This is a genomic window from Acetobacter aceti NBRC 14818 (assembly GCF_000193495.2).
In the GTDB taxonomy this organism is placed as follows: domain Bacteria; phylum Pseudomonadota; class Alphaproteobacteria; order Acetobacterales; family Acetobacteraceae; genus Acetobacter; species Acetobacter aceti.
The window spans coordinates 43,695-57,451 of sequence record NZ_AP023410.1 but is presented as its reverse complement, the minus strand read 5'-3'; the positions used below and the strand labels follow the sequence as shown (position 1 = coordinate 57,451).

Here is a 13,757-nt window from a genome sequence, read left to right as displayed (position 1 = left end):
GCAGGGAAACACCGTGAAGATCCTTGAGGTCACCAACGTCGATTTTTCACTTCGTCACTTCCTGCTGCCGCTGATGCGGCAGTTGCGGACGGAAGGTCACGATGTCATCGGCTGCTGCGCCGAAGGGCCTCTTCTTCAGGATGCGCGGGCGGAAGGCTTTCGGATCGTTACTGTGCCGATGGCTCGGTCCTTTTCAATAAAGGCACAGGCGCGGGCCTTCGTCGCACTGATTCGGGTCATCCGTCAGGAAAAACCGGATCTGGTGCACGCGCACATGCCGATCAGCGGGCTTCTGGCGCGTTTGGCTGCCAAACTTTGTGGCGTTCCCTGCATCGCCTATACCTGCCATGGCTACCTGTTCAATCAGCCCGGCTCCTTTGTCCGTCACGCGCTGGCATTCACGCTCGAATGGCTGGCCGGACGCCTCACCGATATCTATCTGACCGTTTCGCAGGAAGAGGCACAGGACGCCCGGCGTCTGCATATCCATTCCAATCCCATAGCAGTTGGAAATGGCCGTGATCCTCACCTGTTCCATCCTGATCCGGGTGCGCGTGAACGGATCAGGCAGTCGCTGAATGTCCCGTCAGACCGTGTCGTGATTATCGCCGTCTCAAGGCTAGTCAGGCATAAGGGCTATCCTGAGCTTCTGGCTGCAATGGAAAGCGTTCCTGACGCGGAACTCTGGATTGTGGGCGAACGGCTCTCAAGCGACCATGGAGAGGTGCTGGAACCGTATTTCCGACGCGCTCATGATGCTCTCGGTGGTAGGCTGCGTATGCTGGGATACCGTTCGGACATTCCAGCGCTCCTCGCAGCTGCGGATATCTTCACGCTCCCCAGTCATTTTGAAGGTCTTCCGATGTCGATCATCGAAGCCATGCTGACTGGTCTTCCTGTGGTGGCCACAAATATCAGAGGCTCGCGGGAACAGGTTGTGCAGGGCGAAACAGGACTACTTGTTCCGGCGGGAAAGAGCGCCCCTCTTTCCGAAGCGCTGAACAGGCTCGTCGGGGATCAGTTCTTACGGACGACTATGGGAAAGGCCGGGCTTGTGCGCGCTCTTGCTCTGTTCAACGAATCAAGCGTCCTGACAAAAACTGCAGCACTCCTGACAACAGGGACGCAGATCAGGTTACGGAAGAGGAAGAAGCCTGCGCTGTCACAACAGGCTGCAAAAGATCGTTGATGAAGTTGTAGTGAGGCGGCAGCAGCGAGGCCAGACCGTAGCAGATCAGGGCGAAACAGAACGTCGTTCCATACAGGAGAATGGCGCGTGGCCAGCTCAGACGCAGGCCGACTTTGGCCACGAAGACACCTAGCCAGAGTCCGTAAAGATCGCTGCTGAAGACAATCGCCATGGCAAATCCGTTCGTCTCGGCAAGTGACGAAAACAGCAGACTTCCCATAGCCATTGCGACAGCGGACACCAGAACAGTTATCCACTCACACCAGCTGGCGGCAGTTGCATAGCGCAACCAGAGTTCCTCGCGTCCCCATTTTTTCGCAAAGAACCAGGAAATCACCGGAAGTGCGAGCAGCGTGCAGAAGGACAGTTCGACACGGATGAAACCGAGGACGGGTTCTTTCTGCAACGCAACTGTCAGCAGGCCTACGATGCACATCGCCAGACCGGGCGCGAGGGCTGCCAGAAAATTCTCGACTGAATTGCCGAAACGCTGAATGCCTTCGGATTTTCCGCTGGCAAGCAGCGTCATGCCTTCCAGAATCGCTTTTGGATTGGGCGTCGTGTTGCCTTTGAAAACGCCGCTCACGCCACTGTCCTTTCCAAAAGCCGTTCGTAAACACGCTTCAGGGTATCGAGATCTGAAACGGCTACATGCTCGTCAATCTGGTGCATACTCGCCCCGACAAGACCGAATTCCGCCACGGGGCAGTACAGGGCGATAAAGCGGGCATCCGAGGTGCCTCCGCCCGTATCCAGACGAGGTTCCCTGCCCGTCACATCCTGAACCGACACTTTCAGAGCGTTCAGCTCCGGGCCAGGCTGGGTGAGAAACGATTCCCCACTGATGCTGGCTTCGACCTGACAGTCAGGGGCATGTCGGTGACAGACAGTTTCGATCCACTCCCTCAGCGATGCTCCGGTGTGCAGATCATTGAAGCGGATGTTCAGAGCCGCTTTTGCTTCCGCCGGAATGACGTTGGTGGCGGTATTGCCGACATCCACGCTCGTCACCTGAAGACTGGAGGGCTCAAACCACTCTGAACCCTCATCCAGCGGTTTTTCCGTCAGTTCGCTCAGGATGCGGATCAGCCGATGGACCGGATTATCAGCACGGTGGGGATAGGCCACATGGCCCTGTCGTCCCTTCAGCGTAATACGGACATTGATACTGCCGCGGCGTCCGATCTTGATGACTTCGCCCATGACCGTCGGGTTAGTGGGCTCACCCACCACGCAGAAGTCCGGAATCTGGTCATGGACCTTCATCCACTCCAGCACCTTGACGGTGCCAAAGCGGGCGGGACCTTCCTCGTCGCCGGTAATGAGAAGGCTGATGGAACCCTGAGGTTCGGGCGTGTTTTCAAGAAAGGAGGACACTGCGGCGACGAAGGCGGCAATACCGCCTTTCATGTCGCAGGCGCCTCGTCCGTAGAGAATGCCCTGCTCCACGGAGCCTGCAAACGGCCCATGCTGCCATCCCTGCTGTCCGGGCGGGACAACGTCCGTATGCCCGGCAAAGCAGAGATGAGGACCACCCTTGCCGCGTCGGGCAAAGAGATTGGGCGTACGCTCCGCCCCTTCGCCGAAGGGAAGATGGAAAACCTCAAACCCCATGGCGCTTAATGTTTCGCCCAGAGCGGTCTGGGATTCGCCGGGATCCGGACTGACGGATGGATGACGAATCAGGTCAGAAGCGAGGGCGGTAACATCAAGCGCATGCGTCATGGAGTATTCTCAGTCGCGCAGCAGATCGTTGATGGACGTCTTGGAACGAGTCCGTTCATCCACACGCTTGACGATCACGGCGCAGGCCAGAGACGGGTTGGGCTGACCATTGGCGTTCAGAGGCACCTTGGCTGGCAGCGAACCCGGCACAACCACGGAGTAGGCCGGAACGCGACCCATGAAGACCTCGCCCGTCGCACGATCGATGATCTTGGTGGAAGCGCCAAGGAACACGCCCATCGACAGCACGGAGCCACGCTCAACGATTACGCCTTCAGCCACTTCGGAGCGAGCGCCGATGAAGCAGTCGTCCTCGATGATGACAGGAGCCGCCTGCAGAGGCTCCAGCACGCCGCCGATTCCCGCGCCGCCACTGATGTGACAGTTCTTGCCGATCTGCGCGCAGCTGCCGACGGTCGCCCATGTGTCGATCATGGTGCCGGAATCAACACGCGCACCGACATTCACGAAGCTCGGCATCAGCACGACACCTGGTGCGATGAAGGCTGAACGGCGGACGACAGAGCCCGGAACAGCGCGGAAGCCTGCTTCTGCAAAGCGCGCTGCATCCCAGCCTGCGAACTTGAGCGGCACCTTGTCAAACGCCGGAGCGCCTGCAGCACCACCTTCGATGATCGCATTATCAAACAGGCGGAAAGACAGCAGAACGGCTTTTTTCAGCCATTCATGAACCGTCCAGCCTGCCTCGCCGGGTTCGGCGACGCGGAGACGACCGGAGTCCAGTCCTTCAAGGGCTGTCTCGATCGCAGACCGGTCATCCCCGGTCGTGGCTGGCGACACAGTGGTGCGCGCTTCCCAAAGCGCTTCGATCCGGGATCTGAGTTTGTCTTCGCTCATCGTCTTCCACAGTCAAAATAGCTGAAAGGCGACCCTGCCAATGGGCCAGCACAGGTTACCTGAAGGGCGGACCATGCTGTTCAGGGCATCTTCTGTCAACGCAACCGGCTCTTAACGAGACAGAAACTATTCCCGGATGAAATGCGTAAGCATGAACACCACGCCTTCCTCTCCTGCGTCAGAATCGTCGCCACCCGGTCAGGATGGCAAACTGATGGACGCGCTTCTCGCCAGTCGTCGCCGCTGGAAAAGCCTGGCGCAGCTGGTTGCCGATTTTATTTTCGAAACGGACAATGAAGGCCGTTTCACCTTTTTCGAGGCCGGTCCGGCACTCGGATGGAATGATCAGGAACTGATCGGGGAAGAAGGCACCAGGCTCCTTCCCTGTGTCAATTCAGCTCCGGCCCCCAATCCTTTTAAAACCCGAAATGTTATCCGTAGCCGCCGCTGCTGGATCAAAAGAGCCGACAGCACTTTTGGCTGCATGCTGGTTTATGCAACCCCTCTCCTTTCTCCGGATGGGCAGCACGCCGGAGTGCGTGGGCTAGGCATTGATGTATCCGATGAAGTCGGATCAAACGCCGACCTTGCTGTGGCACGCCTTCACAGCGAAATCGTGCGACGCATCACCGCGACGATGCGGTCACGCGCCCTCTCCCGTCTTGGCATTCCACCCGCCTTCGATGAGCTGGCCGCCATGCTTGGCGCTGTCGGAGGCGTGCTGATTTCCGAATCCCCGGAAGGAAAAACGGAGAGCGACGAAGACGATTCCGATGAGGAAATTGTCCACCGTCTTCAGACTGCGACACCTTCTTTCGACGCCATGATTGAGGGCATGTTGCGGCAGCCGATAGCTGGCAATCTCTCATTCGAGCCGGAAATCAGGCAGATCGAGGGACATGACGTCATCCTGTGCCGTAGTCGCGTCCGGTACAATGCTCCCGCCGCCATGGCGCTGTGGAGAAACAATGTTGGCGTCTGGTCGCAGGACGACGCCAATCTGGCGGATGCCGCTCTGGCGACATTCGCCTCCGCGCTCGAGATGAGCGCTCTCAACCGTGCGTTGGCCCGCAATGCACGGTTTGATCCGCTCACAGGCATGCTGAACCGGAACGGTCTTCTGACCGAAATCTCCCGGCGGCTGCCGCGTCTTGATCGGGAACGCCTGTCCGGCACCCTGCTGGTCATCGGTCTGGACCGTTTTTCTGACATCAATGCCCGCTTCGGTTTTGAAGCGGGCGATAGCGCCCTTCAACAGGTCGCCAGCTATCTGCGGGATGCCATTCGTCCAACAGATCTCGCTGGCCGACTTGGGGGAGACATTTTCGGTCTCTGGCTTGATGGCGCTGATCATTTTGTCGCTGCTGAACGGGCGGAAGCCTTCTGTCAGCACGGCGCAGCCATTTTTGTCGCGGAACCCATCACTCTCACCTTCTCGGTCGGCCTTGCCGCCCGGAATTGGGAAACGGGCGAGAGCGTCGAATCGCTTATCGACCGCGCAAGTTTTGCCATGCGTAGCGTGAAACTCGCTGGAGGCGCTCGCTGGCACACTTCATTGGAAGAATCCTCACCATGAATCCTTCATTAGACCCAAAATTTTTTCAGATCCTGCCCACGCGCTCGCTGTCTTCCGTTCCACCCGGATCGATCAGTCCTGCATTGCGCGAAAAGTCGCGTGGTCCCACAACGACTGTCACAATGACGGCGGCGCCTGAATTATGGGAGTGCCTGAAAAGCCGCATTTCGGCTCTTCGACCTGATTTCAGCGCCCAACGCATTGAAGCCCTGACGACCTCTCTGCAGAGCTCCCTGAACCTTCTGATGGCCGAAAGCTGGCAGCGCGCGCGACGTGTCATTGCCCAGGCCGCTGGCGACGCACAGGCCATCTCAATTGTTGGTCCACTGTCAGAATCTCCTTCCATTGCCGACCGTCTCATGGGTGAGATTGACGACGCCACGCTGGAGCAGGAAATCAGCCGCCGGCAGCACAATGGAAAGATGGTCTCATCGGCCAAGACGGTGCACTCTCACGCCATTCTTGAGCATCTGGCAGAACGTCCACTAACCGAGCTGGAACCGGCTCTAGATGAAATGGAGCGGTCACCGGAAAGACCGACCACGCTCGAATATGCGTGCGTTACCACGGTGAAAAATCTTGTGAGAGAGCGCTGTGCGAACCTCGTCGCTCCGGTGAAGCACAAGATTGAAAGAGAGCTTTCCTTCGAGCTGGCGGCGACGTCAGAAGTCATCAAACCGACCAGAAACGCGCCTGTTTCCACGGTCATGAATGACAATATTGTCGATCTGGCTACGCAGGCCCTTCACGACGACAATGTCGACGCCATTATCGAGATCCTTGCCCGCACTCCGAATATTGCCCCGGACGTCATCAGGGAAACGCTGAACGGACGAAATGCCCGAGGGCTTGTGGCCCTGTCATGGAAAGCAGGCCTGCCAGCCTCTCTGGCTGCCGCAGTACAGATCCATCTCGCCCTGATCCCGCCGACACGCGCCATTCTGCCGTCTTCTGACGGTTCTTACGCTCTGACACCGAAAGAGCTGAACTGGCAACTGGATTTTCTCAGAGAGAAGTGCACAGCTGTCGCGGCCTGAAGCCGATAGAGCAGCCTGATCCTTTATATTAGGCTGCCTTTATTCTTCAAACGATTGGGAATGTCTGCTGCGCTGCATGGAGAGATAATCCAGTACGCCCTGCAACATATAGGCAGCAGCCATCTTATCGACGATTTCTCCACGTCTTTTCCGCGACAGATCGGCTTCACCAATGATGGTGCGGTTCACAACGCTGGAAGAAAACCGTTCATCCCATAAGACGGCAGCAATCCCGATCTGATCGGAAAGAGCTTGTGCCCAGTCGCGGGCGGCCTGTGCAGCCGGACCGAATCCGCCATCCATGGAAAGCGGCAGCCCCACTACCAGCGCTCCCACGTCTTGCTCGCTAGCAATTTCCACGATTTTCCGGGCCATAACCGAAAGTTTTTCGCGTTTCAAAACTCCATACGGAGAGGCGACCATCAGCATGACATCTGACAGCGCAAGTCCCGCAGTCTTCGCGCCGGGATCAATTCCCAGCAGCCGTTGACCGGTGGAAAGTTTTTCACTGAGGTCGGTTATGTTGAACAGAGGCATCGCCTGAGGGTATGGTGTCGCGCTGGCGGCGACGCCAGCATTATTTTTCATGATTTGAGAGTTTCTGCTTCATGTCGCTCGATCTCGCGACCACGAGACGCATTGCCAAGCTCGCCCGCATCGGGCTTGACGACCAGGAAATCGAAGCTGTCCGCGCACAGCTCGGAGGAATTCTCGGCTGGATCGAGATTCTCGACGAAGTTGATGTCGAGGGCGTACCGCCCATGATCGGCACCAGCACCAACGCGGCGCTTCTTCCCCGAGAGGATGCCGTGACTGACGGCGACTGTCAGGACAAGGTGTTGTCGAACGCCCCGGACCGTGAAGGTCCCTTCTTCACCGTGCCGAAGGTGGTCGAATAATGCTGACTGATCTCACGATCGCACAGGCCGCTGAAGGTCTGCGCAAGAAAGAATTTTCCGCCGTCGAACTGACAAAGGCGCACACCGACGCCGTCGACGCGTTGAACGGGCGGGTGAATGCCTACATCACTGTCACGTCCGACAAGGCACTTGCAGCAGCCAAAAAGGCCGACAGCACCCTGTCCGCTGGCGAAGCCCCTGCCCTGACCGGCATTCCGCTCGGCATCAAGGATCTGTTCTGCACCAACGGTGTGCGGACGACCGCCGCCAGCAAGATTATCGGCAACTTCGTGCCACCTTACGAGAGCACCGTCACGGCGAAACTGCTCGAAAACGGCGCGATCTTTCTCGGCAAGACCAATCTTGACGAATTCGCCATGGGGTCCGGCAATCTGACGTCCGCTTTCGGTAGCGTCGAGAACCCTTGGCATCGCAAGGATGACGCGTCAGTTCTGGTTCCCGGTGGTTCGTCCGGTGGCTCCGCAGCAGCCGTCGCTGCGCATATGGCGATGGGCGCGACAGGCACCGATACCGGTGGTTCGATCCGTCAGCCTGCGGCTTATTGCGGTATCGTCGGGCTGAAGCCGACCTATGGGCGTTGCAGTCGCTGGGGCACCATCGCCTTCGCAAGCTCACTCGATCAGGCCGGTCCGATGACCCGCACTGTGGAAGATGCCGCAATCATGCTGACCGCGATGGCGGGTCACGATCCGAAGGATAGCACCTGTGCGGACGTGGCTGTTCCTGATTACCGTGCGGCGTGTGGTCGCAGCCTGAAGGGTCTGCGCGTCGGTATTCCTGCCGAGTATCGCGCTCCGGGCATGTCGGAAGAAATTCTGGCCGTCTGGCAGAAGGGCATCGACATGCTCCGCGAGGCTGGCTGCGAGATTGTCGACGTCTCCCTGCCCCACACGAAATACGGTCTCGCGACCTATTACATTATCGCGCCAGCTGAATGTTCGTCCAACCTTGCCCGCTATGACGGCGTGCGGTTCGGTGAGCGGGCTGAAGGCGCGACCAGCCTTGACGATCTTTACGAAAAGACCCGTCACAATGGATTTGGCGAGGAAGTGCGTCGCCGTATCCTGATGGGCACGTATGTGCTGTCAGCTGGTTACTACGACGCCTACTACCTCAAGGCCCAGAAGGTCCGCACGCTGATCCAGCGCGACTTCACGCAGGCTTTCCAGAAAGTGGACGTGCTGCTGACCCCGACGGCTCCGACTGCGGCTTTCGCCCGCGACGAGAAACCGGAAGATCCGGTGCAGATGTATCTCAACGATATCTTCACCGTGCCTGCCAGCATGGCCGGCCAGCCAGCCATGTCAGTGCCGGTCGCGCTTGACGACAAGGGCCTGCCGCTTGGTCTTCAGTTGATCGGCAAGCATTTTGACGAGGAAACGATCATCGCGGTCGGGTCGGCTCTGGAAAAAGCCGCCGGGTTCACGGCCCGTCCGGACCTGCGTGCAGGAGTGAGCGCATGAGCTACACGATTGAAGGCAACACCGGCACGTGGGAAATCGTCGTCGGTCTTGAGGTTCATGCCCAGGTCATCAGCAAGTCGAAGCTGTTCTCCGGCGCGTCCACCCTGTTTGGGGGTGAGCCGAATTCGCATGTCAGTCTGATTGACGCTGGCTTTCCCGGTATGCTGCCGGTCATCAATCAGGCCTGCGTCGAACAGGCTGTCCGCACGGGTCTCGGCCTGAAGGCGCGAATCAATCTGGAAAGCCGCTTCGACCGCAAGAACTACTTCTATGCCGATCTGCCGACCGGTTATCAGATCAGCCAGTTCGAACATCCGATCATCGGCACCGGTGTCGTGCAGATCGAGCTTTCCGACGGCAGCACACGCGATATCGGCATCACGCGCCTGCATCTTGAGCAGGATGCGGGCAAGCTGATGCACGATCAGGACCCGAAGCGCTCCTTCGTGGACCTCAACCGTGCTGGTGTCGCGCTGATGGAAATCGTCAGTGAGCCGGACATTCGTTCCCCTGAAGAGGCCGGAGCCTATGTCCGCAAGCTGCGTCAGATCCTGCGTTATCTCGGCACCTGCGACGGCAATATGGAAGAAGGCTCAATGCGTGCCGACGTGAACGTTTCAGTTCGCAAGAGCGCCAGCGAGCCGTTCCGCACGCGCTGCGAAATCAAGAACGTCAACTCGATCCGCTTTGTCATGCAGGCGATCGAGATCGAGGCAGCCCGTCAGATCGAGATCTGGGAATCTGGCGGCGAGGTCGATCAGGAGACACGCCTGTTCGATCCGCACAAGGGTGAGACACGCTCGCTGCGTTCCAAGGAAGACGCGCACGATTACCGCTACTTCCCCGACCCTGACCTTCTGCCGCTGGTGATCGAGCAGAGCTGGGTGGATCAGATCAAGCAGACACTGCCGGAACTGCCGGACGAAAAGCGCGCCCGTTTTCAGCAGGATTACGGGATCACCGCTTATGACGCGGGCGTTCTGGTTGCGGAGCAGGCAACGGCGGACTTCTATGAAAGTGTCGCCAAGGGACGTGACGGCAAATCAGCTGCCGCATGGGTCACAGGCGATTTCTTCGCAGCGCTCAACCGTACGGGCAAGTCGATTGAGGAAAGCCCGGTCAGCGCAGCCAATCTTGGCGCGATGCTCGACCTGATTGCTGATGGCACGATCAATGGCAAGATCGCCAAGGAAGTGCTCGAAGACATGTTCGAGACCGGTGAGGCTCCGCTCGCCATCGTGGATCGCAAGGGTCTGCGGCAGGTCACGGATACGGGTGCCATCGAAGCGACGGCTGATGAGATCATCAGCAAGAACGGCGACAAGGTGGAACAGTATAAGGGCGGCAAGGACAAGCTGTTCGGCTTCTTTGTCGGACAGGTGATGAAGGCGACGGGCGGCAAGGCCAACCCTGCTATCGTTAACGACATCCTGCGCAAGAAACTCGACGGCTAAAGATCTTGTCCGACCAGATTTCATTGTCTGGCTGGATAAGGATTACGCCACACGACTGGCAGCAGGCTTTTCCGTGAAACATTCGAACGGATAAGCCTGTTTCTATTGAGTCAAACGGAAAGCGCTACCGCTCCCGTTTGACAGATGCGTCACCAGAGTGCGCTCAAGACCCGACTGTTTCTCTGCCTTGCTCTGGCGCTTTTCCCTACGATACTGATAAACACCAGCCTTTCCGAACGGGAGACTGCTCCCGCGTGTGCCACCCGGAGCCCCGAATGACCGCCATCCGCCGCAGACATGCGACAGAACTTGAAACGATTTCCGTCACTGTTCCGGAAATTGCCGTTGAAGCTTACGAGAACGCCATCAGTACGGTCTGCGCGACGGTCGGCATTTTTGAGTTCGACGAGGAAGAAAAGCTCTGGCGTGTCGAAGGGGTGAAAGACACGGGTCATGCCGAAGACGAACTGGCGGCCGCTCTTGCTCTGGCCGCGCTGACCACAGGCATCAACGCTGATCTGGAGCGCACCAACACCGAGACGGAAGGTTGGCTCGCCCGCACCTATGAATCGTTTCCGGCACAGGAAGTCGGCAAGTGCTTTATCGTTCGGGGTTCGCATCTGGATGAGGCTCCCGACAGCAACCGCATCACCATCACGCTGGATGCTGGTATGGCGTTCGGGTCCGGGGAACATGGTTCGACGCGAGGATGCCTGCGAGCGCTTGAACTGGTGGCGCACCGCAAACCCCGGAATATTCTCGACCTCGGCTGCGGGTCCGGCATTCTCGCTATGGGTGCTGCGGCCCTGCTGCATCGGCCTGTTCTGGCGACCGACATTGATCCGTGGTCTGTTCGGATCACGCGGGAGAATGCGGCCCGCAATGGCCTGTCACGCCTGATCGAAGCACGTCTCGGCAATGGCTGGTCCACGCCGGAAATCCGCCGTCGTGCGCCGTATGATCTGGTGTTCGCCAATATCCTTGCCCGTCCGCTTTGCATGATGGCCAAGGATCTGAGCCGTCATCTTGCACCGGGTGGCACGGTCATCCTCGCTGGGCTGCTAAACACGCAGGTCCGCATGGTGCTGGCCGCGCACCAGCGTTGTGGGCTGGTGCTGGAACGGCATCTGCGGGAAGGTGACTGGGGAGCGCTGATCCTGCGCAAGCCGTTTGGTGCAGCCCGTTAATCGGACCACAAGACAGAATATCGAACTGCCGGGGTGTTGGGTGCGCGCATCGGCAGCTATTGGATGAAGGATGCTTTCTTCCGGACAGACGGCTTCCGCTACCGCAACTGACTGTCCTTGCTGCCACGACGGTTGATGCTGCTGAATACACGCTGGCTGTCCCGCTCTGACTGGCAGTCGATGCAGAACTTCACTCCCGCCAGCGCCTTGCGTCTGGCTTCGGGGATCGGTTCTCCGCACTCACAACATTCAAGAGCGCTCTCTCCGGACGGAATGCCGGAGCGGGCCTGTTTGACTGCATCGGCGATGGTGTCGTCGATCTGTTCCTGCACTGCTCCTTCCGGAGCCCAGCCTGTCGCCATGACAAGAATCCCTGAAAGATTTACCGTTCAGCGGTCCGTAACTGACTGCTTATAGCGCGTATCTTCATTCGGGGTTTATCAGAAAACGACTTCTTTTTGCTGGAAAAGCGTTGAGCCGGGAATGGACGAAAACAATCCAGCCTTGTCGGCGGCGGTCGCTTCTTACTCTTCCAGCCCCTGACTGCGCACCAGGCGGGCATACAGGCCATCCAGCGCAATCAGTTCCGCATGTGTGCCCTGCTCCACGGCGCGGCCGTCTGCCATAACCACCACCATATCCGCTGAGCGGACCGTGGAAAGACGGTGCGCCACGATAATGGTCGTGCGCCCGGTCCGGAGTTTTCCCAATGCTTCCTGCACCAGAGCCTCGTTCTCGCTGTCGAGAGCGCTTGTAGCCTCATCGAGCAGCAGCAGACGCGGATCACGCAGCAGGGCACGCGCCAGAGCAATACGCTGTCGCTGACCGCCGGACAGTCTTCCTCCTCCGGGGCCGACAATCGTGTCAAAACCGTCGGGCAACGCCGTGATGAAGGGCTCGGCGGCGGCAAGACGGGCGGCTTCACGCACCTCGGCGCCTGTTGCGCCGGGGCGACCCATCAGAATGTTCTCCCGCACGGACACGTCAAAAAGCAGCGGGTCCTGACTGACATAGGCAATCGCGTTACGCAGATGCTCCAGACCGACATCGCGCAGATCGACACCATCGAGTGTGATTGCGCCCCGGGTCACGTCATGCAGACGGGGAATGAGAGACAGCGCCGTCGATTTGCCGGCCCCGGATGGCCCGACAAGCGCGACGGTCATGCCCGGTTGCGCCTCGAAGGAGAGATCGTTCAGCCCCATGCGACCGTCGGCATACTGAAAGGCGACCGTATCGAAGCACAGATGCCCATGCCCGGCAGGGAGGGCGAGCGCCTGCGGATGATCCTGCACGGCGGGTTTCTCGTCGATCAGGGAGAAGATACGGGAGAGACCGGCCAGACCTTCCTGCAGGGCAGCATTGAGTGCGCCAAGCGCACGCAGCGGACGTGACGCAAGCAGCAGGGCCGCGACAAAGCCTGAGAAGTCGCCCAGCGTGGCTCCGCCCATGGCAGCGCGCCATCCGGCAAAACCCAGCACGGCCGCGACAGCGGAGCCGCCCAGTGCCTCCAGCAGAGGGTCGACACGGGCGCGCCCCCGCATGATTCTCAGAAACGCCTCGTGAAGCTGGTTGAATGCCGTGTCGGCCCGTTTTTCTTCACGTTCCTCAAGACGATAAACACGGACTGTCCGGGCCTGAGCGAAGCTTTCCGTCAGGAAGGCGGCGGTCGAGGCAATCTGCTCGTTGACGTTGCCAGAGGCGCGGCGGACCTTCTTGCCAAGCTTCTGAATCGGCACAGCTGCGATCGGGTACAGGATGGCCGCGATCAGACTGAGTTCCCAGTCCATGTAGATCATCGCCACGATCAACCCGACGACCGTCACGACATCGCCGAGGGAGTTGACAGCTCGGATCATGGCTTCACGGATCGAAATCGCATCCGTCGTAAAACGGGCTGCCAGCGAGGCTGGCGCGTCCTGTTCGATACGGGCCACATCTGCCGTGGTCAGATGCTGGAACATCGATCCCTGCAGGCCACGGATGACCACCAGAACAAGACCCTGCGTGGCCAGTGTCTGGCCGTATTGGGCAGCAGCTTTCGCCAGTGTGATGGCCACGATCAGCAGCGGCACCTGATAGAGAATACGCTCGTCGTGCGTAGAGAACATGTCGAGCGCGCGCTGGATCACCAGAGGGTAGAGCGCGGTGAGCGTCGCCATGGCGATGGTCAGAACGAGAACGCTCAGAATCCTGCCGCGATGCTGACTGATCTGGTCTCGCCACAGGCGAAGAAGAAGCGCTCTGCTGTCATCAGACTGCGGGGACTTCTTCTGGAGATCAGTCAATGGGGCGCGTGGTGGGAGAGCATTCATTGGCGTCATCTACCAACGCGGATCGCAGACGAA

13 protein-coding genes are annotated in these 13,757 nt (G+C 59.0%); 7 read left to right on the top strand and 6 right to left on the bottom strand.

Features of this window, described 5'->3' with window-relative positions; all coding sequences use genetic code 11:
- Positions 1–13 precede the first annotated feature (13 nt).
- Positions 14–1,189 carry a glycosyltransferase family 4 protein gene (locus tag EMQ_RS00225; protein WP_010666191.1) on the top strand — a complete coding sequence of 392 codons (1,176 nt, stop codon included), beginning with the start codon at positions 14–16 and terminating at the stop codon, positions 1,187–1,189.
- On the opposite strand, the gene EMQ_RS00220 is transcribed toward EMQ_RS00225, so the two are convergent.
- The 3 genes from EMQ_RS00220 to dapD are packed head-to-tail and all read right to left on the bottom strand — an operon-like array spanning position 1,131 to position 3,772.
- The gene (locus EMQ_RS00220; RefSeq protein WP_010666192.1) at positions 1,131–1,775 is read right to left on the bottom strand and encodes a hypothetical protein; all 645 of its coding nucleotides are present in this window, start codon (positions 1,773–1,775) and stop codon (positions 1,131–1,133) included. The two genes, EMQ_RS00225 and EMQ_RS00220, sit on opposite strands and share 59 nt — an antisense overlap.
- Positions 1,772–2,914: a succinyl-diaminopimelate desuccinylase gene (gene dapE, locus EMQ_RS00215; protein ID WP_010666193.1), complete on the bottom strand. Its 1,143-nt coding sequence runs from the start codon at positions 2,912–2,914 to the stop codon at positions 1,772–1,774. Before dapE ends, EMQ_RS00220 begins: the two co-directional genes overlap by 4 nt.
- Before the next feature lie 9 nt (positions 2,915–2,923).
- A complete protein-coding gene (gene dapD, locus EMQ_RS00210) occupies positions 2,924–3,772 on the bottom strand; it encodes a 2,3,4,5-tetrahydropyridine-2,6-dicarboxylate N-succinyltransferase (protein ID WP_010666194.1) in 849 nt (282 codons plus the stop codon).
- 151 nt (positions 3,773–3,923) lie between these two features.
- On the opposite strand from dapD, the gene EMQ_RS00205 reads away from it, so the two are divergent.
- A complete protein-coding gene (locus EMQ_RS00205; RefSeq protein WP_018307670.1) occupies positions 3,924–5,348 on the top strand; it encodes a sensor domain-containing diguanylate cyclase in 1,425 nt (474 codons plus the stop codon).
- On the top strand, positions 5,345–6,385 hold the full coding sequence (locus tag EMQ_RS00200) for a hypothetical protein (RefSeq protein ID WP_010666633.1): 1,041 nt from the start codon (positions 5,345–5,347) through the stop codon (positions 6,383–6,385). The genes EMQ_RS00205 and EMQ_RS00200 overlap by 4 nt, the downstream gene beginning before the upstream one ends.
- A 39-nt stretch (positions 6,386–6,424) precedes the next feature.
- On the opposite strand, the gene ruvX is transcribed toward EMQ_RS00200, so the two are convergent.
- Positions 6,425–6,922, bottom strand: coding sequence for a Holliday junction resolvase RuvX (gene ruvX, locus EMQ_RS00195; protein ID WP_026199927.1), 498 nt, complete (start codon positions 6,920–6,922; stop codon positions 6,425–6,427).
- A gap of 71 nt (positions 6,923–6,993) precedes the next feature.
- On the opposite strand from ruvX, the gene gatC reads away from it, so the two are divergent.
- From gatC to EMQ_RS00175, 4 genes are all read left to right on the top strand, one after another.
- Positions 6,994–7,284, top strand: a complete 291-nt coding sequence (gatC, locus tag EMQ_RS00190) for an Asp-tRNA(Asn)/Glu-tRNA(Gln) amidotransferase subunit GatC (protein WP_010666631.1) — start codon at positions 6,994–6,996, stop codon at positions 7,282–7,284.
- Entirely contained in the window at positions 7,284–8,768 is a 1,485-nt protein-coding gene (gene gatA / locus EMQ_RS00185) for an Asp-tRNA(Asn)/Glu-tRNA(Gln) amidotransferase subunit GatA (protein ID WP_010666630.1), read from the top strand. Before gatC ends, gatA begins: the two co-directional genes overlap by 1 nt.
- On the top strand, positions 8,765–10,222 hold the full coding sequence (gatB, locus tag EMQ_RS00180; protein WP_010666629.1) for an Asp-tRNA(Asn)/Glu-tRNA(Gln) amidotransferase subunit GatB: 1,458 nt from the start codon (positions 8,765–8,767) through the stop codon (positions 10,220–10,222). The genes gatA and gatB overlap by 4 nt, the downstream gene beginning before the upstream one ends.
- Before the next feature lie 275 nt (positions 10,223–10,497).
- Positions 10,498–11,409 (top strand): 50S ribosomal protein L11 methyltransferase, encoded by a 912-nt coding sequence (locus EMQ_RS00175; protein WP_010666628.1) that lies wholly within the window; start codon positions 10,498–10,500, stop codon positions 11,407–11,409.
- A 98-nt stretch (positions 11,410–11,507) separates the two neighbouring features.
- Here the strand turns inward: EMQ_RS00175 and EMQ_RS00170 are convergent, their stop codons facing one another.
- Complete coding sequence (locus tag EMQ_RS00170; RefSeq protein WP_010666627.1) at positions 11,508–11,771, bottom strand: DksA/TraR family C4-type zinc finger protein; 264 nt, start codon at positions 11,769–11,771, stop codon at positions 11,508–11,510.
- Between the two features lie 162 nt (positions 11,772–11,933).
- Positions 11,934–13,724: an ABC transporter ATP-binding protein gene (locus EMQ_RS00165; protein ID WP_010667821.1), complete on the bottom strand. Its 1,791-nt coding sequence runs from the start codon at positions 13,722–13,724 to the stop codon at positions 11,934–11,936.
- Positions 13,725–13,757: the final 33 nt, after the last annotated feature.

Excerpts from the sequence above, each read along its gene's own strand:
- ruvX (WP_026199927.1), bottom strand. The coding sequence starts at position 6,922 with ATGCCTCTGTTCAACATAACCGACCTCAGTGAAAAACTTTCCACCGGT.
- dapE (WP_010666193.1), bottom strand. The coding sequence starts at position 2,914 with ATGACGCATGCGCTTGATGTTACCGCCCTCGCTTCTGACCTGATTCGT.
- gatB (WP_010666629.1), top strand. The coding sequence starts at position 8,765 with ATGAGCTACACGATTGAAGGCAACACCGGCACGTGGGAAATCGTCGTC.
- EMQ_RS00170 (WP_010666627.1), bottom strand. The coding sequence starts at position 11,771 with ATGGCGACAGGCTGGGCTCCGGAAGGAGCAGTGCAGGAACAGATCGAC.
- EMQ_RS00175 (WP_010666628.1), top strand. The coding sequence starts at position 10,498 with ATGACCGCCATCCGCCGCAGACATGCGACAGAACTTGAAACGATTTCC.
- gatC (WP_010666631.1), top strand. The coding sequence starts at position 6,994 with ATGTCGCTCGATCTCGCGACCACGAGACGCATTGCCAAGCTCGCCCGC.
- dapD (WP_010666194.1), bottom strand. The coding sequence starts at position 3,772 with ATGAGCGAAGACAAACTCAGATCCCGGATCGAAGCGCTTTGGGAAGCG.
- EMQ_RS00165 (WP_010667821.1), bottom strand. The coding sequence starts at position 13,724 with ATGAATGCTCTCCCACCACGCGCCCCATTGACTGATCTCCAGAAGAAG.
- EMQ_RS00205 (WP_018307670.1), top strand. The coding sequence starts at position 3,924 with ATGAACACCACGCCTTCCTCTCCTGCGTCAGAATCGTCGCCACCCGGT.
- EMQ_RS00200 (WP_010666633.1), top strand. The coding sequence starts at position 5,345 with ATGAATCCTTCATTAGACCCAAAATTTTTTCAGATCCTGCCCACGCGC.
- gatA (WP_010666630.1), top strand. The coding sequence starts at position 7,284 with ATGCTGACTGATCTCACGATCGCACAGGCCGCTGAAGGTCTGCGCAAG.